Source organism: Exiguobacterium sp. s163 (genome assembly GCF_018617135.1).
Taxonomy (GTDB): Bacteria; Bacillota; Bacilli; order Exiguobacteriales; family Exiguobacteriaceae; genus Exiguobacterium; species Exiguobacterium profundum.
On the sequence record NZ_JACSJN010000001.1, the window covers coordinates 1163969 to 1181217 of the forward strand.

Sequence of the window (17249 nt, forward strand, 5' to 3'; positions counted from 1 at the left end):
GCTACGATTTTGACAACGTACAAGCTTTAAAGGGGGAATATGGGGAGATGAACGATTTCACACGTGCTTACGCACAACAACTAGACAAACAAGACCCGCTCGCATCGTATCGGGAAGAATTTTATTTACCGGAACACGGGATTTATATGGATGGGAATTCACTCGGTCTCTTATCGAAACGAGCCGAGCGCACACTCCTTGAATCACTTGCGGACTGGAGAGAGCTCGGGATTGACGGCTGGATGTCCGGTCGTCATCCTTGGTTCAACTTGTCTGAAGAGTTAGCCACTCTGAACGCGCCGCTCATCGGTGGAAAGCCGGAAGAAGTGATGGTCACTGGTTCGACGACCGTGAACTTGCATCAACTCGTCACATCGTTCTTCAAACCGGATGGCAAACGCACGAAGATTTTGGCAGACGCCCTCACGTTCCCGTCTGACATTTACGCTTTAAAGAGCCAGCTCGAATTGCGTGGACTAGACCCTTCTGATCACCTCGTTCAAGTCGACAGTCCGGATGGGCGCTTCTTAGTAGAAGATGACTTGATTGCCGCGATGACCGACGAGATTGCCCTGATCGTATTGCCGACTGTCCTCTATCGAAGCGGTCAGATTTTAGACATGCCTCGTCTGACGAAGGCGGCGCACGAGCGTGGGATTTTGATTGGCTTCGATGCCTGTCACTCCGTCGGTGCCATCCCTCACGACTTCCACGACTGGGGTGTCGATTTCGCATACTGGTGCAACTATAAACATTTGAACGGGGGTCCCGGAACGGTCGGGGGCTTATTCGTTCATGAACGTCACTTCGGCACGACACCGGGACTCGCCGGTTGGTTCGGTTCGCGCAAAGATAAGCAATTCGATATGGATCATACGATGACACCGGCCGAACATGCCGGTGCGTTCCAAATCGGAACACCACACGTTATGAGCCTCGCTCCTCAACTTGGCGCGCTTGAGATGTTCAACGAGGTCGGGATGGAAGCGATTCGTCAAAAATCACTCGCGCTCACGACGTATATGATGGATTTGATCGAAGAGATGCTCGCACCTCACGGATTCTTCATCGGTAGCCCGACGGACACACGACAGCGCGGCGCTCATTTGAGCCTCGAGCATCCCGAAGCGGCACGCATCTGTAAAGCGTTGAAGAAACATCACATCATCCCTGACTTCCGCGCACCGAATATCATCCGTCTCGCACCGGTCGCACTATATAATACGTTTTCCGACGTATATGACGTGATCGTGACGTTGAAGAAAATCATGGACGACAAAGAGTACGAGGCGTTCGAGAACGTCCGCGAAGTGGTCGCATAAGGGGGGAACTGTCATGAGTGAACGCACGGAACATAAAGTAGAAAAATCGATTCAAACGGATTTCTCAAAAGACATGTCGTACGGGGACTATCTCCAGCTCGACCCGATTTTATCGAGTCAGCATCGCCTTTCCGACCATCACGATGAGATGCTGTTCATCATCATCCACCAGACGAGCGAGTTGTGGATGAAGCTCATCTTGCATGAATTGACAGCAGCCACGACGGCCATCACGAACGGGGAGCTCGAGCGTTCGTTCAAGATGCTCGCCCGCGTCTCGAAGATTCAGCAGCAACTCATCCAGTCATGGGGCGTCCTCGCGACGTTGACGCCGGCCGAGTATTTAGAGTTTCGAGACCAACTTGGCTCTTCATCCGGTTTTCAGTCTTACCAAAACCGACAAATCGAATTCGCACTCGGCTTCAAAAACGCACGGACGCTCAGTGTTTACGCACACGATGAAAAACTGTATCCATTGCTCGAAGGCTCGCTACAAGCTCCTAGCATTTATGATGTGACGGTCCACGAAATGCATCGTCGGGGTCTATCGATTGATGCGAGTGTACTCGAACGTGATGTCACCCAAGATTGGGAATGGAACGAAAGTGTCGAGAAGGCATGGGGCGAGGTCTATCGCGACGTCGATACGTATTGGGACTTATATGAGCTCGGTGAAAAGCTACTCGATATCGGGAGTCAGCAACAGATGTGGCGCTTTAACCATATGAGCACCGTGGAACGCATCATCGGACAGAAGATGGGGACAGGTGGTTCGTCTGGCGTGAACTACTTACGTCGCGTGCTCGATCATCGCTTCTTCCCAGAACTGTGGACGGTCCGGACATCACTATAAGAGGAGCTGAACAAAATGACTTGGATTGATGTATCACAGCCACTTCATGCCGATGTTGCGACATGGCCGGGAGATACAAAATTTTCATATGAAATCGCGTGGCCGATGGCAGAGAGTGGTTCGGTCAATGTCGGGAAGATGACATTGAGTTTACATCTCGGGACCCACATCGATGCACCGTTTCATTTTGACGACCATGGGAAGCGCGTGATCGACCTCGATCCGTCCGTATATATCGGACCAGCCCGTGTGATTCATCTACCGCATAAGGCAAAGATTGAAGCATCTGATTTGGATGGTCATGACTTGACCGGGGTCGAACGCCTCATCTTAAAAACGGATGGTTGGTCCGATAAGAGCGTCTTCCCAGAGACGATTCCTGAACTGACACCCGCTCTTGCCGATCGTCTCGGAGAACTCGGAATCTTCTTGATCGGACTCGACTTACCGTCCGTTGATGCGATTGACAGTAAAGAGATGAGCGGCCATCACGCGTTAGCACAAAATGGTGTGCATATCCTAGAAGGACTCGTTTTAGACAATATCTTACCGGGAGATTATGACTTGAATGCCGTTCCTCTCCCAATCGTCGAAGGGGATGGAAGCCCCGTTCGCGCATTGCTTCGTCCTATATTGTAAAGAGATAGCCGGAATCGGCTGTCTCTTTTTGGATTAGACAGGGATAGTCCGATGTTTGGCGAGATGATGAGAAATTCTATTTGAAGAGAGGACATTCGATGTAGATTCTATTATTACCTGGCGGTGATGGAAAAAGACTATGGCCACTTCCGAACAATTCGAATGCTAAACAATTCATTCGTTTATTTCCTAAACAGAAATGGAACGAAACAATCAATGCTTGAAAGAGTTTACAGTCAACTAAAAATACAAGATTTAGACACTAACACTTTCATGATCACAAATGTTCAGCAAAAGGATTGTGTCATTCATCCAGTTGGTACAGATACTAATATCATTTCCGAACCAACTCGTCGTGATACAGCAAGCTCTTTAAAACATATGAACAACGGTACACAATTTCTCAATTCCCCATATAAATAAAAATCACCTCACGAGCTCTACCCGAAATCAAGGCATCGTGAGGTTTCTACTTACTTATTTGATTAATTCGAGTTCGACCGGGATGTTCTCTTCCACCGTTTCACCTTTCAAGTGGTTGATGGCCGCTTCTACACCCAACTTCCCAATCTCAGCTGGTTTTTGGGCAACCGTTGCTGCCATCGTCCCACCTTCGACCGCTTTGACGGCATCATCTGTCGCATCAAATCCGATGACTTTCACGTCACTCATTCCAGCCGCTTCGAGTGCTTGAACGGCACCGAGTGCCATCTCATCGTTATGTGCGAATACAGCGACGATGTCTTTATTGTCCTGTAGGATGTTCTCCATGACCGTCAATCCTTCTGCACGGTCAAAGTTTGCCGATTGTTTTGCCACGACTTCCAATTTCCCATCGATGGCTTCGTTGAATCCTTGTCCGCGGTCACGTGTCGCAGACGCTCCTGGAATCCCCTCGAGCTCGACGACTTTTTGCCCTTCGCCTACGAGTTCGACCATGTAGTCACCCGCCAGCTGTCCACCTGCGACGTTATCTGATGCCACGTGGGCGACGACGTCCCCTGTTTCAGCGTTACGGTCTACCGTGATGACAGGAATGCCTGCATCGTTCACTGCTTGTACCGCTGCACCGACCGCTTCTGAATCTGTCGGGTTGATGAGAATCAAATCCATCCCCTTTTGAATCATGTCTTCGACGTCGTTCACTTGTTTCGCGGCATCGTTTTGCGCGTCCGCTACCGTCAACGTCGCATCCATTTCGTTCGCCTGTTCTTCCGCGCCTTCTTTCAATGCGACGAAGAACGGGTTGTTCAATGTCGAGATCGATAATCCGATCTCATAATCCCCATCTTTCGTTTCCGTCTCAGAAGATGACCCCGGTTGTTCAGTCGAGCAAGCTGCCATCAGTACCATTGTCAGTGCGAGTAGCCAAGCTGTCCATTTTTTCATGTTCCGTTTTCCCCTTTCGTGTGTTACGCGTTTTGTCGACGATCAAGCAATACTGCAAACAATATAACTGCACCTTTTACGACGAGTTGGAAGAAAGATGATACGCCGAGAAGGTTCAATCCGTTGTTGAGCGTTCCGATGATCAGCGCCCCGATCAACGTCCCGACAATCCAACCTCGACCACCCGCTAGGCTCGTTCCCCCGAGAACGACCGCTGCGATGGCATCGAGTTCGTATGACGTTCCTGCCGTCGGTTGTGCGGAATTAAGGCGCGATGTCAAGATGATGCCTGCGAGTGCCGCAAGCATACCCGATAGGGAGTAGATCATGATTTTGACTTTATTGACGCCAATCCCCATTAATTTCGCCGCTTCTTCATTTCCACCGATCGCGTACGTGTGACGACCAAATGTCGTCTTCTTCAAGATGAAATACAGGACACCGAATGCGAGTACCATCGTCAATGCCGGTACTGGAATGATCCAGAAGTAGCCGCGTCCGAGCATCTCGAACCAACCGGAATTTCCGAGACCCGTAATCGGTCGTCCGTCTGTATAGACGAGCGTCAAGCCCCGATAAATGGTCATCGTAGCCAATGTCGCGATGAACGGTGCCACTTTCCCGTACGTGATGACCGCCCCGTTAAAGGCCCCGAGAACGGCACCTGCAATCAAGCCGAGTGCGACGGCCATAACCGCATGTTGACCGTCCACCATCATGCCTGCCACTAGTGCAGAAGCGAGCGCCAAAATCGACCCGACCGATAAATCGATTCCCCCTGTCAAGATGACAAACGTCATCCCGAAGGCAATCAAGGCATTGATCGACACTTGGCGGAGTACGTTAAAGATATTATTTAATGATAAAAATCCTGGTTCGAGCGCCGTCACGACGACAACAATGACGAGCAGACCAAACAGCGGTCCTAGTTTTTGCCCCCATCCGAGTCGACCCGGGCGCTTCAGTCCGGTCGTTGCTTTCAATTCCATATCATTGCCCTCCTGTCGCATACGTCATTACTTTTTCCTGTGTCGCCTCATCTTTCGTGAGCGTCCCGGTCACCACACCTTCTCGCATGACGACAATCCGATCGCTCATCCCGAGTACTTCCGGTAAATCAGAAGAGACCATGATGATGGCGACGCCTGATTCCGCGAGATCGCTCATGATGTTGTAAATCTCTTTCTTGGCACCGACGTCGACGCCTCGGGTCGGCTCATCCAAAATCAAGACGTCTGGTTCGACACCTAACCATTTGCCGAGCACAATCTTCTGTTGATTCCCACCAGACAACGACTTCACTTTTTGTTCCATCGAATGATGTTTGACCCGCAATTTTTGTAAGTATGTCTCGGCGAACGTCTCCTCCTGTTGTTTCGAGATGACAGACCCTTTTGCTCGTTTATCGAGTGTCGGGAGCGACAGGTTTTCTCTTAGCGAGAAATCGAGGAGTAAGCCTTCCCCTTTTCGGTCCTCTGTCAAAAATGCGATGCCGTGCTTGATGGCGTCGGCCGGAGTTTTGATTCGAATCGGTTTCCCGTTCAGTTTGATGACTCCCCCTTTGTGGGTGTCTGCTCCGAATAAGGCACGCATCACCTCGGTTCGTCCCGCTCCCATCAATCCGGAAAACCCGACGATTTCTCCGGCACGGACGTTGAACGATACATTGTGGAACCGGTTACCGATTAAATCATCCACCTCGAGTACGACGTCCCCAAGTGTAGCGGTACGTGTCGGATAGCGTTCCCCAATCTCGCGACCGACCATATCGCGCACCGTTTCCTCAAATGAGGTGTCCTGAATCGTACGAGTCGAAATGGATTGTCCATCCCGAAGTACCGTGATTCGGTCGCATAAGTCAAAAATCTCTTCCATTCGGTGTGAGATATAGATGATAGACACGCCTTGATCTCGTAAGGCACGAGACACGGCGAAGAGCGCCTGGATTTCGCGATCCGTCAAGGCGGCTGTCGGTTCATCCATGACGATGACCTTCGCATCTGTCATGAGCGCCTTGGCAATCTCAATCATCTGTTGCTGACCGACCGATAAGTTGCGTGCCACTTCATCGACATCCATGAAAACGTTCAATTCAGCCAAGTATTCTCGAGCACGTCTTGTCATCTCCTGCTGTTTGACCATCCCGAACGGTCCTGTCAGCTCTCGACCCAAAAATAAGTTTTCTGTCACCGTCATCTCCGGTAAGATATTGAGCTCCTGATGGATGAAGGCGATGCCTTCTTGCTCCGCTTCTTTTGGGTGCTTGAATTGACGTTTCGCGCCGTCGATGAGAATCTCACCTTCATCCTGCGCATGCAGACCGGTCATCACCTTCATCAATGTCGACTTTCCGGCCCCGTTCTCGCCCATAAGCGCATGAATTTCTCCAGGCAACAGTTCGAAATCGACTCCTTTTAAGACGGAGACTGGTCCGAACGACTTATGGATGCCTTTCAACTGAATATGCATCGAATCCCCCCTTAAAAAATGACCCCGGCGTGTAAGATGACGTTGGCGTAAGGTGTCGCTTCTCCAGTTCGAATGACCACTTTCGCTTTTGCGACCTCTCGTTTGAAGTCTTCATGTGAACACATGTCGATGCTCGCGTATCGTTCTTTCAGTGAATCCGCAATCGTCGGATTATGTGTGAGGATTTCCTCGGCAATTGTGATGCGCTCGACGACCAAATCCGATTCGACGACATCGAGCACCTCAAGAAAGGAAGGGTCGCCGATGCGGAGACTGAGGTCGACCCGCTTGACCCCGTCTGGAATCGGTAACCCGCAATCGGCGATGACGACGCGATCCGTATGCCCGAGGTCGGCAAAGACCTTTGCTAGATGACTATTCAAAATTCCTTGTTTTTTCATCACACGCGCTCCAATCGTTGTTGTACGTCTTGCCGTGTCGGCATACCACCTTGTGCCCCAAAGCCTTCGACGCTCATGCCGGATGCGACCACGGCAAACCGTACGGCCGTCTCCAAATCATCTTGTTCGATGAGGGAGACAGCGAGCGCACCGTTGAACGTGTCACCAGCTCCTGTTGTGTCGACGACGTTTGCTCGGATGGCTGGCACATGCCGCACGTCTCGTCCGTCGTGGAATCGAACACCATGGACGCCTTCCGTGACGAGTAACTTGTTCGGATAGCGTTTGAGAACATCATCTACGGATATTCCGTTGAATAAGTCACGGCACTCATGTTCGTTCGGCGTCAAGTATGTGACGTTTTCAATCACTTCTGGTGGAAGCGGCTGAGAAGGTGCCGGATTGAGCAGCACTGGGATTCCTTTCGCTTTACAGTAAGAGGTCACTTGCTTTACCGTCTCGATTGGAATTTCGAGTTGGAGGAGCACGAATGCCTGCTCGTCAAGAAGGTGTTCGAGTTCCTCATCCGTGAAAACGACTCGTTTGTTCGCCGATTGGACGACGACGATCGAATTATCTTCCTCAGCCAATACGATATGGGCCGTACCCGTCACTTCATCCCGTATGATTTGAACATGTGTGACATCGACATCGTGTCGTTTGAAGTTTTCAACCACCTGTTGTCCGAACGGATCACTTCCCACGCAACCGACCATCTGTACAGTGCCGCCTAACTTGGAAGCAGCGACTGCCTGGTTCGCACCTTTCCCCCCTGGAACGGTACGGAACGATTCACCGATAACCGTTTCTCCAGCTTGTGGACGTTTGTCGGACGTGACGACAAGGTCCATCGATATACTGCCAATGACAACAATGCGTTTCATTCTTTATCTCTCCTTCCGCTTTGTCGTGTGTCGTTCAAGTAACGTGACCGGTAACAGCATTTCTCTCGGTCGTGTGTCTTTCTTCTCAATCAAATCGAGCAATCGCTCGGTCGCGAGTCGTCCCATCTCATAGATTGGCTGGACGATGGTCGTCAGCGGCGGAGACGTCATCTCGCCTAATTCGATTCCGTCATATCCGATGACCTGTAGCTCTTCTGGGACACGAATGTCTCGACGGACTGCTTCCTGTAATACGGCGGCTGCAATCACATCGTTCGCTGCAAAGATGCCATCGAACGGCCACGCATGATCGAACAGTTCTTGAGACGCTTTCAAGGCGTCTTTGAACGTGAACGTGGACTCGGTCATTCCGACGAGCTTCTCTCCCGCTACTTCGACAAATCCTTCAGTTCGACGTTTGACCGTCTTGAGATGATCCGGTCCGGCAATGTGTGCTAGTCGTGTCGCACCATGTTGTAACAGCGTGTCGGCCGCCAACTTTCCACCCTCATATCCATCTGATACAACGGCGTCGATCCCCACTTTTACGATTCGGTCTAGTGCGACCATCGGTAAATCCAACGTCTCGTAATTCGGATTGTGCGAATGATTTGTGGTGATAATCAGGCCATCGACGTGCATCGTTTGCAAGGCGACTAAATACGTCTGTTCTTTTTCAAGTTGTTCGTCTGTATTGCACAAGACGACTTGATACCCATGTTGATTGGCGACATCCTCAATCGCCCGAGCCAGCTGTGGAAAGAACGGGTTCGTGATATCAGGCATGATGAGTCCAATCAAATTCGACGATTTTTTATAGAGCGAACGTGCGACTCGGTTGGGCGCGTAATTCAGTTCCGCAATCGCCTTTTCGACTGCTTCTTTCGCCTCTTCGCTCACATATCCGCTTTTATTCATGACGCGTGATACGGTCGCCACTGAGACGTTCGCATGTTTTGCTACTTGTTTGATGGTCGCCATTTGACATCCTCCGTTCTGGAAACGCTTACAAAATCATCTTAATGTGTAACCGGTTACATATCAAGGGATTTTTATGATTTCATGAAAAAACACATTGAAATCATGCTTCAATGTGTAGAGAACGTCGGATTTAATTGGACATGGACGAGGTTTTCTACCGTTCGTCCGTCGAGTCGGGTCAATTCTTGTGTTTTCGTGAACGCATAAGTGAACCCACACTTCTCAACGACGCGTCGCGATTGGTCATTGAAGCTGAAGTATCCGCACCAAATCCGTTCTAGTCCTAACGCTTCAAATCCGAATCGAATCATCGCCTGAACGGCTTCTGGCACGTAACCATTTCCCCAAAAATCTGGACTGAGCACATAACCAATCTCACGCTGTGCATCATGTTGAATCGACGGGTCTGGTCTTCGGTCGTGTAATCCGATGCTACCGATCACTTGCCCGGTCTCTTTCAAGACGATAGCCCATACATCTGCTTCCTCGATAAACAGTTGAATGACGTCCCTTGTTTCTTCAATCGATTCATGAGGTGCCCAACCGGCCATCGGTCCGACTCGCTCATCTTTTGCATAATGATACATATCCTCTGCATCCTCTAATGTAAATGCTCTTAAGACCAACCGTTCTGTCTCCATCTTGATCATATCAACCCATCCTTTTCCTTCAAGTTGTTTCCTCGACCGACCTAATGGGAAACGTTAGGCGAGGAGGAATGAACATGCCATTTGACTATGATTTAAATTTTGATGAAATCGACTTCCGAAAACAACCCGAACTGTACCGGGTCGGTCGTGGCGAACAAGGTGTGCTACTTGTCGAACCGTATAAAAGTGAAATTTTGCCTCATTGGCGATTCAAGACGCCCGAGATTGCGAAGCAATCTGCCGAAGAAATCATGGAATTGTTTGAAGCGTATCGTGCGAACGACGATTTCGTCGGGATGGACATGTCCCGAAAGTTCATCCAAATGGGTTACACACGAGCCCGACGCTATGCCAATTATAAAGGCGGTCGTAAATATAAAGAAGATGGTGACATCCATGAGCGCGAAATCGACGAAGAGAAGGCAGAGTCTGCCCGCATCTTCAAAACGTATTGGGATCAACTTCGTGCCGATGAGGATTATTTGCGACGTAAAAAGGCACATCAGAAAAAATATGGTTAATCGCGTACCATCACTTGAAACGGAATCTCATTTCGCTCGAACGATGTGATAGTACGAAATCCAACCGTTTCGTATAGATGAATCGCTCGTTCGTTGAAGGAGGCGACAGTCAAGCGAAGCGGTTTTCTCCGTTCCATCGCTCTCTCCATGACGTATGTCACAAACGATTTTCCATATCCTTTCCCTGTCAAATCAGGTCGCATCCCCAATCCGATGTCCGTGAAATCTGACGAATATGGATATGTCGAATTGGGCACTTGAGCCGGGGAACCGATGCAATAAAATCCAATCAGCTCATGCTCCTCTACAATCGCCTGATACGTCATCAACTCGGCGACTCCCTCTTCAGAAGGCGGTTTGATTATAAAAGTCATAAGGAGCTCCGTACGTCCATTCTTGAATTTGACCTGCCCATTCACGCGTCATCGGTCGGTGATGCATTCGTCTTCCCTCCGTACTCTTTTCTCGATTTCTATGTAAAAAAGATGAGGTTGCCCTCATCCTAATTTTCGAGTCCATTCTGCCGTCATCGCTACGTCTGCTGCATGCATGAGATTATGAATTGGACAACGTGCCTCGACAGCCTTCCTTAATGCTTCGATTCGCTCATCCGATTCGGTCGTATCCAATACGATTTTCATATGTGTCGACTCAAAGTAAGTTCGGACACCTTCCATCCCTTGGAATCCTCGAGGATCGAGCGTCCCTTCTGTTACAAACTCGACCCCTTCATACTCAAAGTTCAAATCCTGGGCGGCATAGGCAATCATGATGGTCGTACAGGACGACTGGGCACCGAGAAGATACTCGAGTGGATTCGGTCCCTTGTTCGTCCCACCGAGTCGTTCTGGCTCATCCACGATAAATGGGGTGTGATCGCCTACACGCACAGTCGTCTTAACGCCTCCGGCTTCTCCTTCGGCGCGCATCGTTACTAATGGTCTTTCTGACATGTTGCATCCTCCTCTCCATAATCAAACACTACTATTTTCCCTTTATTTCGGACCATGTAACGCCTCGTCATAGATGGCGTAATCATTTTTTCCATCTTGCTTGATCTGATACATCGCTTGATCCGCTTTATGGATCAACGTGTCTAAATTTGTTCCTTGGTCGGGAGCATGACTGACCCCAATACTCGCACGGATTGGAATCGTCACATCGGACGTGTGGTAAGGGTTTTGATTTAACGTCATCTGAAGTTCGTGAATAAATGCAAGCACTTCCGATTCTGTTAAATCCACTAAATAAATATAAAACTCATCCCCGCCAACACGAGAGGCCAAGCCAACGTCTCGTGTCGACGCTTCCAGCAATCCACCCAAATGAGTTAAGAAATAATCTCCAATCTGGTGACCGTACGTATCATTGACTGCTTTAAAACCGTCCAAATCAATAATCAATAAAGACAGCATCGAGGAACTAAGCAACGCCTGGTCTGCGCGTTCATAAAATGCACGTCGGTTGGCCAACTTCGTCAGTGGGTCATGATAGGCAAAGAATCGGATTGTTTGCTCGGCCTCTTTAAACGAGTGGACATCCCGAATGATAATCATCCCGTGAATCGTGCGGTCGATATCGACAAAATCCCCATCAATGACAACGTAAAGCTCTTGCCCAGATTTCGTCATAATCTTCGTTTCGAATTCTATAAACTTTTTACGTGTCCGAACATGTTGGTGATAGTGTTCCACCCATTCTGCTTTTTTCTTTTCTGGCAACAAATCGATAAACCGTTCATTCACGACACGGACAGTGTGAAATAGCGTGCGTGCGGCCGGATTCGTACTTTCCACCCTCCCATCCGGGTCAATCAACAAGATGGCGGATGGATTTAAATTATAAAGTGTTCCATATCGTTTTACATAAGAGGTTAAGAAGTCTAAACGATTCATTGCAACTACCAATGCTACCGCCCAAACAAGCCCCCCATACATGTATGAATAGGGTGGGATCAACCCACGAAATTGAAAGTAGCCGAATACAATATCCCATATTAGTACGGCATTTGCAGTCCAAAAAAGCATGCGCAATACGCGTTGGTGTTCTCTTCGTTCCGCACGCTTCAATGCATAAAAAATGAGACCAATAATCAAGATGTGAAAAATGTTTCCGACGGTCAACGTAGTTAAATACGATGAGTTGAACTCAGGATAAATCCAAATGCCTACTTGTTCAAACTGTTGACTGTTGATGATATTCTCCTGACGGACATACGTCAACACAACAGGAATCAATGGTAAATAGACGACCCATGGATACAACCACTTCGGTGCCTTTGCGCCGACGCCTGTGATACTTAATATGAAATGAACAGAGAAGATAAAAATGAAAATCCCAGCGTTCCCAAACCAATAGGCAATGAGTGCCGGACTGTATTCAATCGGCGATAGATGGCGGACAAATTCAGCCAAGAAGAGCATCGAATAACCGAACACAAACAGGCTCAGCAAACGATGCTCGACTTTATTCGGATTTCGTTGAAAGACATCGAGTGCTAAAAAGCCGAGTAAAAATGACGGCAACAAATAGACCGCCAGATAAATGAACATCTCGGTCATGCGGAACCTCCTCACCTGTTCGTATTCTTCTATTTCGTTATCCTGCGTTCTTTTCCCTCTTTAACGCGACAAAAAACGGGATGGTTTTCTCATCCCGTTTTTGATGTCACACACTTATAGCGTTTCTTCGATTGGGGTATCCCCTTTGATCAAATCAATTGCTTTGTTCTGCACGTTTGAATGGTTATGCAGGACATGCACCAAGAATGATGCGACGTCTTCGCGTGGAATCTCTCCACTTCCCTCGAATTTCGTGTTCACTTTGCCCGTTCCCGCATCATCTGTCAATGCACCCGGACGAACAATCGTGTACGTGAGTCCACTCTGTTCGAGTAAACGATCTGCATGATGCTTCGCTACGTAGTACGGCTTCATCGAATCTGGCCAAGCTGAGCGATCCTCCGCTTTCAAGGCACTGACCATGACGAAGTGTTTGATGTTCCCGTTCGCTTGTGCTGCTTCGATACTCTTCGCTGCACCGTCTAGGTCGATCAAGAGTGTCTTGTCTGCTCCAGTACTTCCACCAGAACCTGCCGCGAATACGATAACATCCATTCCATCAATCGCTTTTTGCAAATCATCTACTGAACCTTCGAGGTCACCGAGTACCGCATTGTACCCTTTTGACTTAAAATCCTCGAGTTGTTCTTCTTTACGCACCATCGCCGTGACGTGATGCTTTCCTTCCTTGTGTAACTTCTCCACCAATTGATGGCCAATTTGACCGTTTGCACCGATTACAAATACGTTCATCTGTCTTCCTCCTCAAAAATGAATTCAGAGACAAGCGAAACGCCGGGTAGCCGTTGCTACATCCGGTGCAGAAGCAATGGCAGAAATGACGGCAACGCCGTCTGCCCCGTCACGAATGATTGAAGGCACATGCTCTGGACGAATACCTCCGATCCCCACAATCGGAAGCAGTGGATAGTGATAGCGAACTTGTTGAATCAGTTCCGTGCCACGCACATGTCCTGCATCCAGTTTACTTTGCGTCTCATGAATCGGACCAATGCCGACATAATCTGCAAATGGAAGAGCCGTTCTGACTTCCTCCATCGTATGGACAGACACCCCCAACCATTTATCTGGTCCTAGCCGTTCTCGAACCTGTTTGGCAGGTAAGTCGTCTTGTCCGACGTGAATGCCATCCGCGTCAATCGCGAGCGCCAAGTCGACGTCGTCATTGATGATGAACGGAACACCCATTTCTCGACACAGACGGTGGAGCGTCCTTGCCATTGCTTCTTTTTCATCTCCATACAATGAATCTTTACCTTTTTCGCGAAATTGAAAACATGTCACACCACATCGAAGAGCCGTTTTGACGGTCGCTACCAAATCAGATGTGTCCGTCGTTCCACACACAAAGTAAAGGCGAAGCTGCTTAGCGAGCGCTTGTTTCGTACATGACGTCAACGGTAATCACCTCTTCTTTCGCTAAACGATGTCCCCAATGATTCGTCGGTCCATGCCCCTGTCCAAGCGATAGTCCATGTGCAATCGCCTGATGAATAAACTGCTTCGCATCTACGACGGCTTGGCGTAGTGTCTTCCCATACGCTAGTTCGGCCGTCAATGCGGCAGAAAACGTACATCCCGTCCCGTGCGTATCTTTCGTTTGGATTCGAGGTGCTTTTACACAGAACGTTTCAGTCTCGCTCATAATCAAATCAACGGCTTCCACATCATCCGTATGCCCACCTTTGATAATGACGGTATCGACACCAAGTGCTCGAATCGCCTGTGCGGCTTTCATACGGTCTGCCTCGGTTCGAATTTCCATTCCTGCCAGCACTTCTGCTTCAGGAATATTTGGGGTCACGATGGTCGCCTGTGGTAGCAGCTTCGTGCGCAGTGCTTCGACTGCACTAACTTGCAACAAGGAAGCGCCACCTTTCGCCACCATGACCGGATCGACTACTACATGTTCGAAACGATATCGTTCGAGCCCCTTCGCTACCGCTTCAATTCGTTCAGCGTCCACCAACATCCCGGTTTTACAGGCGGTGATGTTAAAATCATCCGCTACCGCATCAATTTGTCGGATAATCATTTCCGTGGAAATCGCCTCGATTCCATGGACCCCAAGTGTGTTTTGAGCGGTAATCGCAGTCAACACACTCGTCCCGAACACACCGAGCTCTTGAAACGTTTTAAGATCGGCTTGAATACCGGCCCCTCCTCCTGAGTCAGATCCTGCAATCGTCAATACTTGCGGTCTCATGATGTCGACACCTCAATTCGATTCGTCGGAATGGTATGCTGTGCCAATTGATGGAGCGCATTTAAAAAGTGAATCGGGAAGTCTCCCGGTCCTTCCGCCCGTTCACTCGCCAACTCACCGCAATAGGCGTAGCCTGACATGGCGGTCACCGTCGCTTTAAGGGTGTTCTTTTCGACTGCTAAGCAAGCCCCTACCACTGCACTGAGTAAACATCCTGTACCGGTCGTCTCGGTCATGCGTTTCGTCCCGCCATGTATTTCCATAACGACGTTCCCGTCGCTTACCATATCTTCTTTTCCAGTCACGGCCACGACACATCCGTATCGTCTCGCTGCTTCAAGCGCCAATTGTCGAGGCTCGCATGCACCGTCACCAGCATCGACACCACGAGCCGCCCAATCGACGCCAATCAATGTCGCAATCTCTCCTGCATTCCCTCGAATGACCGATACACGAACATGACGCAAAATGCGTTCGACCACATCTCGTCGAAATGACGTCGCTCCGACACCGACCGGGTCGAGTATAATCGGGCATCCCGCTTCGTTCGCAGCCTGACCTGCGCGAATCATCGTCGCTTCCGTCATCGTTCCAAGTGTACCGATGTTAAGTACGAGCGCATCGCTCACGAATGTCATCTCCGCTACTTCTTCGATTGCATCCGCCATGACAGGAGAGGCGCCGATGGCGAGCAATCCATTCGCCGAAAAGTTCGCCACGACCGTGTTCGTGATATTGTGAATCAATGGCGCCTGCTGTCGAATCTCATTCCAAATCTCATGTCTCATTGGTTGACCTCCTGCGACAATGACCACGACTCAAGCGTCCAAGCCATTTCCCAAAAAGCGACTTCGTAATAGCAACTCTTCAAGAATAGTTTCGTATAGCGCACGCGCTCTTCTTCTGTCGCTTGACCAGCCAGTTCATCCAACCGATCAATTTGCTCTTCCACCAGCTCACGGAACCACTCCGAACCATACGTCGCAATCCAAGCTGAATAAATCGGATGATCAGGACGCTTGTCTTTAAGACGTTCTCCAATCTCGTAATACACCCAATAACACGGAAGGATTGACGCCAATACGTCCCCGAGAGTCGGTCCTGCCTGTTGCATATGAAGGGCATATGCATAAGCGGTCGGTGCTGGCTCAAATGTCGCCAATTCGACATCCGTCACGTTGAGCATCGTAAAGAACTCTCGATGAAGGGAGAGTTCCGCCTCAATCGTGTGCAATGCATGCGTTAAAAAGCGGCTCGATAGTTCCATCGTCGGAGCGAGGGTTGCCCCTTTGGCCTGCACTTTTGAAAACTGATTCAAATAGTATGAGTCTTGCATGACGTAATGTCTGAATTTCTTCTCATCGAGCGTCCCTTCTCCGAGTGAACAAACAAATGGGTGATGAAAGCTTGCCTCAAACAATCCATCCGCCTCTTGACGTAAGTGATCTGTAAATTTCATAATAACTCCCCCTTATAAACTGATAAAAAAGACGCCGCCTCCCATAACGGAAGCGGCGTCTCGAACAGTCATATCTAGGTAAAAGCCATATGAGTCGTATCGCCCACTTCCCTACGCTAGCGTGAACTAGATCAGGTTCGAAGGGTCTGGACCATGTCCATCTCAGCCGCGTGACGCGACTCCCCTAGTGGCAAACATTATGAAATTCAGTCGTCTTCGACCACATTCTATCAATCTTTTCATCAATTGCAAACCTTTTCTGATTCTGTTTTTCATTCATCGCTTAGGGAATGGATAAATGAACTCATTTACATGAAAAGGATGTGTCCGGATTGAATACGATTTTATTGACGATTGCCTTACTCTTCATCAGTTTGAACGTGTTTTGGTTTTTCAAACGTAAAACGTACAAGCAAACAGGATTTGACGGGAGATTGTTCGCTCAGTTGTTCGTCAGCCTACTTGGTGTCATGTTAGGATTCACATTGATTTATTATGCTTTGTCTCGTGATTCAGTCATTCTTGTGACTTCACTCGAATCCATGAATGCCGTTGAACCGACTTGGGAAAACCTCCTGTATTTCAGCGGGGTCACTTTATTATCAATCGGATTTGGTGATTTGTTGCCGATTGGTTTGACCCGATTATTCGCCATCATCGAAGGCGCCATCGGTATTTTGTTACCGAGTGCCTTCTTCATCAAATCGATGTATCGAAAAGACAAGTGAACATGTCCTAGCGCCCCGTGATGAGTAAGAACATATTAAATGCGACGAGACCAAGGGGAAGCATCGCAACCAAAATGATTGGCCATTTCTTTAAACGAATGCCGACAAAGAGGACAAGACTTCCGACTAGAAGAGCAATAAATGTCGTATATGGGTTCATGAAAA

General features: G+C 49.0%; 21 protein-coding genes and 1 riboswitch. Of the genes, 5 read left to right on the forward strand and 16 right to left on the reverse strand.

Translation table 11 applies throughout. The features are described 5' to 3' along the window. The first annotated feature begins 47 nt into the window (after positions 1–47). The 3 genes from kynU to kynB are packed head-to-tail and all read left to right on the forward strand — an operon-like array spanning position 48 to position 2814. Positions 48–1322: a kynureninase gene (gene kynU / locus KNO71_RS06010; RefSeq protein WP_078147796.1), complete on the forward strand. Its 1275-nt coding sequence runs from the start codon at positions 48–50 to the stop codon at positions 1320–1322. Between the two features lie 13 nt (positions 1323–1335). Then, positions 1336–2175 carry a tryptophan 2,3-dioxygenase gene (kynA, locus tag KNO71_RS06015; RefSeq protein WP_078147797.1) on the forward strand — a complete coding sequence of 280 codons (840 nt, stop codon included), beginning with the start codon at positions 1336–1338 and terminating at the stop codon, positions 2173–2175. A 15-nt stretch (positions 2176–2190) separates the two neighbouring features. After that, positions 2191–2814, forward strand: coding sequence for an arylformamidase (gene kynB, locus KNO71_RS06020; RefSeq protein WP_214687662.1), 624 nt, complete (start codon positions 2191–2193; stop codon positions 2812–2814). A gap of 477 nt (positions 2815–3291) precedes the next feature. Here kynB and rbsB read toward each other — a convergent pair whose 3' ends face one another. The 7 genes from rbsB to KNO71_RS06055 form a co-directional block, all read right to left on the reverse strand. Continuing rightward, complete coding sequence (gene rbsB / locus KNO71_RS06025; RefSeq protein WP_214687663.1) at positions 3292–4203, reverse strand: ribose ABC transporter substrate-binding protein RbsB; 912 nt, start codon at positions 4201–4203, stop codon at positions 3292–3294. Positions 4204–4226: 23 nt separating this feature from the next. Continuing rightward, the gene (locus KNO71_RS06030) at positions 4227–5192 is read right to left on the reverse strand and encodes an ABC transporter permease subunit (protein WP_214687664.1); all 966 of its coding nucleotides are present in this window, start codon (positions 5190–5192) and stop codon (positions 4227–4229) included. Between the two features lies 1 nt (position 5193). After that, positions 5194–6672 (reverse strand): sugar ABC transporter ATP-binding protein, encoded by a 1479-nt coding sequence (locus tag KNO71_RS06035; RefSeq protein WP_078147799.1) that lies wholly within the window; start codon positions 6670–6672, stop codon positions 5194–5196. 11 nt (positions 6673–6683) lie between these two features. After that, positions 6684–7073, reverse strand: coding sequence for a D-ribose pyranase (rbsD, locus tag KNO71_RS06040; protein ID WP_078147800.1), 390 nt, complete (start codon positions 7071–7073; stop codon positions 6684–6686). Beyond that, a complete protein-coding gene (gene rbsK / locus KNO71_RS06045) occupies positions 7073–7957 on the reverse strand; it encodes a ribokinase (RefSeq protein ID WP_078147801.1) in 885 nt (294 codons plus the stop codon). Before rbsK ends, rbsD begins: the two co-directional genes overlap by 1 nt. A 3-nt stretch (positions 7958–7960) precedes the next feature. Beyond that, positions 7961–8938, reverse strand: coding sequence for a LacI family DNA-binding transcriptional regulator (locus tag KNO71_RS06050; protein ID WP_078147802.1), 978 nt, complete (start codon positions 8936–8938; stop codon positions 7961–7963). 107 nt (positions 8939–9045) lie between these two features. Beyond that, entirely contained in the window at positions 9046–9588 is a 543-nt protein-coding gene (locus tag KNO71_RS06055; protein ID WP_214685243.1) for a GNAT family N-acetyltransferase, read from the reverse strand. 74 nt (positions 9589–9662) lie between these two features. Here KNO71_RS06055 and KNO71_RS06060 point away from each other — a divergent pair, with 74 nt between their 5' ends. Continuing rightward, positions 9663–10109 carry a DUF4385 domain-containing protein gene (locus KNO71_RS06060; protein WP_211782115.1) on the forward strand — a complete coding sequence of 149 codons (447 nt, stop codon included), beginning with the start codon at positions 9663–9665 and terminating at the stop codon, positions 10107–10109. Here KNO71_RS06060 and KNO71_RS06065 read toward each other — a convergent pair. The 8 genes from KNO71_RS06065 to tenA all read right to left on the reverse strand — a co-directional run bounded on the left by KNO71_RS06065 (position 10106) and on the right by tenA (position 16356). Next, positions 10106–10435: a GNAT family N-acetyltransferase gene (locus KNO71_RS06065; protein ID WP_251031960.1), complete on the reverse strand. Its 330-nt coding sequence runs from the start codon at positions 10433–10435 to the stop codon at positions 10106–10108. The two genes, KNO71_RS06060 and KNO71_RS06065, sit on opposite strands and share 4 nt — an antisense overlap. Positions 10436–10606: 171 nt before the next feature. Further along, the gene (locus KNO71_RS06070) at positions 10607–11062 is read right to left on the reverse strand and encodes an OsmC family protein (RefSeq protein WP_078147806.1); all 456 of its coding nucleotides are present in this window, start codon (positions 11060–11062) and stop codon (positions 10607–10609) included. A gap of 42 nt (positions 11063–11104) precedes the next feature. Then, positions 11105–12670, reverse strand: a complete 1566-nt coding sequence (locus tag KNO71_RS06075; RefSeq protein WP_214687665.1) for a GGDEF domain-containing protein — start codon at positions 12668–12670, stop codon at positions 11105–11107. 114 nt (positions 12671–12784) lie between these two features. Further along, positions 12785–13423 carry an SDR family oxidoreductase gene (locus KNO71_RS06080; protein WP_078147808.1) on the reverse strand — a complete coding sequence of 213 codons (639 nt, stop codon included), beginning with the start codon at positions 13421–13423 and terminating at the stop codon, positions 12785–12787. Between the two features lie 24 nt (positions 13424–13447). After that, the gene (gene thiE / locus KNO71_RS06085; RefSeq protein WP_214687666.1) at positions 13448–14089 is read right to left on the reverse strand and encodes a thiamine phosphate synthase; all 642 of its coding nucleotides are present in this window, start codon (positions 14087–14089) and stop codon (positions 13448–13450) included. Continuing rightward, entirely contained in the window at positions 14058–14897 is an 840-nt protein-coding gene (gene thiD / locus KNO71_RS06090; protein WP_214687667.1) for a bifunctional hydroxymethylpyrimidine kinase/phosphomethylpyrimidine kinase, read from the reverse strand. Before thiD ends, thiE begins: the two co-directional genes overlap by 32 nt. Next, the gene (thiM, locus tag KNO71_RS06095) at positions 14894–15685 is read right to left on the reverse strand and encodes a hydroxyethylthiazole kinase (RefSeq protein WP_078147811.1); all 792 of its coding nucleotides are present in this window, start codon (positions 15683–15685) and stop codon (positions 14894–14896) included. The genes thiD and thiM overlap by 4 nt, the downstream gene beginning before the upstream one ends. Continuing rightward, positions 15682–16356, reverse strand: coding sequence for a thiaminase II (gene tenA, locus KNO71_RS06100; RefSeq protein WP_078147812.1), 675 nt, complete (start codon positions 16354–16356; stop codon positions 15682–15684). Before tenA ends, thiM begins: the two co-directional genes overlap by 4 nt. A gap of 91 nt (positions 16357–16447) precedes the next feature. Next, positions 16448–16552: riboswitch (TPP riboswitch) on the reverse strand. Between the two features lie 127 nt (positions 16553–16679). Here tenA and KNO71_RS06105 point away from each other — a divergent pair. Next, positions 16680–17084, forward strand: coding sequence for an ion channel (locus KNO71_RS06105; RefSeq protein ID WP_240499863.1), 405 nt, complete (start codon positions 16680–16682; stop codon positions 17082–17084). Positions 17085–17091: 7 nt separating this feature from the next. Here the strand turns inward: KNO71_RS06105 and KNO71_RS06110 are convergent, their stop codons facing one another. Continuing rightward, positions 17092–17244, reverse strand: coding sequence for a hypothetical protein (locus tag KNO71_RS06110; RefSeq protein WP_012727577.1), 153 nt, complete (start codon positions 17242–17244; stop codon positions 17092–17094). Between the last annotated feature and the right edge of the window lie 5 nt (positions 17245–17249).

Coding starts and splice junctions, on each gene's coding strand:
- kynU (WP_078147796.1), top strand. CDS start 48: ATGAACGATTTCACACGTGCTTACGCACAACAACTAGACAAACAAGAC.
- kynA (WP_078147797.1), top strand. CDS start 1,336: ATGAGTGAACGCACGGAACATAAAGTAGAAAAATCGATTCAAACGGAT.
- kynB (WP_214687662.1), top strand. CDS start 2,191: ATGACTTGGATTGATGTATCACAGCCACTTCATGCCGATGTTGCGACA.
- rbsB (WP_214687663.1), bottom strand. CDS start 4,203: ATGAAAAAATGGACAGCTTGGCTACTCGCACTGACAATGGTACTGATG.
- KNO71_RS06030 (WP_214687664.1), bottom strand. CDS start 5,192: ATGGAATTGAAAGCAACGACCGGACTGAAGCGCCCGGGTCGACTCGGA.
- KNO71_RS06035 (WP_078147799.1), bottom strand. CDS start 6,672: ATGCATATTCAGTTGAAAGGCATCCATAAGTCGTTCGGACCAGTCTCC.
- rbsD (WP_078147800.1), bottom strand. CDS start 7,073: ATGAAAAAACAAGGAATTTTGAATAGTCATCTAGCAAAGGTCTTTGCC.
- rbsK (WP_078147801.1), bottom strand. CDS start 7,957: ATGAAACGCATTGTTGTCATTGGCAGTATATCGATGGACCTTGTCGTC.
- KNO71_RS06050 (WP_078147802.1), bottom strand. CDS start 8,938: ATGGCGACCATCAAACAAGTAGCAAAACATGCGAACGTCTCAGTGGCG.
- KNO71_RS06055 (WP_214685243.1), bottom strand. CDS start 9,588: ATGATCAAGATGGAGACAGAACGGTTGGTCTTAAGAGCATTTACATTA.
- KNO71_RS06060 (WP_211782115.1), top strand. CDS start 9,663: ATGCCATTTGACTATGATTTAAATTTTGATGAAATCGACTTCCGAAAA.
- KNO71_RS06065 (WP_251031960.1), bottom strand. CDS start 10,435: ATGACGTATCAGGCGATTGTAGAGGAGCATGAGCTGATTGGATTTTAT.
- KNO71_RS06070 (WP_078147806.1), bottom strand. CDS start 11,062: ATGTCAGAAAGACCATTAGTAACGATGCGCGCCGAAGGAGAAGCCGGA.
- KNO71_RS06075 (WP_214687665.1), bottom strand. CDS start 12,670: ATGACCGAGATGTTCATTTATCTGGCGGTCTATTTGTTGCCGTCATTT.
- KNO71_RS06080 (WP_078147808.1), bottom strand. CDS start 13,423: ATGAACGTATTTGTAATCGGTGCAAACGGTCAAATTGGCCATCAATTG.
- thiD (WP_214687667.1), bottom strand. CDS start 14,897: ATGAGACCGCAAGTATTGACGATTGCAGGATCTGACTCAGGAGGAGGG.
- thiM (WP_078147811.1), bottom strand. CDS start 15,685: ATGAGACATGAGATTTGGAATGAGATTCGACAGCAGGCGCCATTGATT.
- tenA (WP_078147812.1), bottom strand. CDS start 16,356: ATGAAATTTACAGATCACTTACGTCAAGAGGCGGATGGATTGTTTGAG.
- KNO71_RS06110 (WP_012727577.1), bottom strand. CDS start 17,244: ATGAACCCATATACGACATTTATTGCTCTTCTAGTCGGAAGTCTTGTC.